The sequence below is a fragment of the Rhodococcus sp. 14C212 genome (genome assembly GCF_011058195.1).
In the GTDB taxonomy this organism is placed as follows: Bacteria; Actinomycetota; Actinomycetes; order Mycobacteriales; family Mycobacteriaceae; genus Rhodococcus; species Rhodococcus aetherivorans.
The window spans coordinates 1-1,008 of sequence record NZ_JAALEH010000216.1 but is presented as its reverse complement, the minus strand read 5'-3'; the positions used below and the strand labels follow the sequence as shown (position 1 = coordinate 1,008).

At 69.0% G+C, this 1,008-nt stretch carries 1 protein-coding gene; it reads left to right on the top strand.

Annotated features, from left to right (window positions below; all coding sequences use genetic code 11):
• The first annotated feature begins 35 nt into the window (after nucleotides 1-35).
• Nucleotides 36-989, top strand: a complete 954-nt coding sequence (locus G6038_RS30765) for an IS1595 family transposase (protein ID WP_165042701.1) — start codon at nucleotides 36-38, stop codon at nucleotides 987-989.
• The last annotated feature ends 19 nt before the right edge of the window (nucleotides 990-1,008 follow it).

Below are 1,008 nucleotides of genomic sequence, written 5' to 3'. Positions count from 1 at the left end.
CATGCTTATCCGGTTAGATCAGGTAGCCTGGGCAAATGCCGCGTCCCGACTTCCCGCGCACGATCGTGGAGTTCCAGCGGCGCTTCCCTGATGATGACGCCTGTATGGAGTACCTGTTCGCGTCGCGTTGGCCCGACGGGTTCGCCTGTCCGCGCTGTGGCCACGGGCAGGCGTGGCCGGTGGCCAAGCGTCGGCTGGTGTGGGAGTGCGCGGCCTGTCGCCGGCAGACGTCGGTCACCGCGGGCACGGTGCTGCACAAGACGCACACCCCGTTGCATCTGTGGTTCTGGGCGGCCTACCTGATGAGCACGCCGACGCCCGGGGTCTCGGCGGTGCAGCTGCAGCGCCAGCTGGGCCTGGGGCGCTACGAGACCGCGTGGACGATGCTGCACAAGCTGCGCCGGGCGATGGTCGACCCGGAACGGCGGCAGTTGCTCGACGAGGTCGAGGTCGACGAGTGCTTCGTCGGCGGGCACGAAGCCGGCCTGCGCGGCGGTCGGGCTCGTGGCGCGAAAGTCCTTGTGGCAGTGGGGGTAGAGGTCCGTGGTACGGGGAGCGGACGGGTCCGCATGGCGGTCGTCGAGGACGCGTCCGGCGCCGCACTGACCGGCTTTGTCCGCAGCAACGTCGCCGTCGGCGCCATCGTGCACACCGACGCCTGGCGCGGCTACCGGACACTGAGCCGGCTCGGCTACGATCACCGGCCACGCAGCCGGCGGGCAGCCCGCGCGGACGGCGAGGACATCGACGAGATACTGCCGCGCGTGCACCGGGTGATCTCCAACCTCAAGAGCTGGCTGCAAGGCACCCACCGTGGCGTATCCGGTGAGCACCTGCAGGTCTACCTCGACGAGTACACCTTCCGATTCAACCGACGCCGCACCCCGATGGCCGCCTTCCAGACCCTGCTCGGCCTGCAGTCCCGGCAGCAGCCCACGACCTACCGGCAGATCGTCGCGACCGGACCGGGCGCAGCCAAACTCACCTGATCTAACCGGATAAGCATGA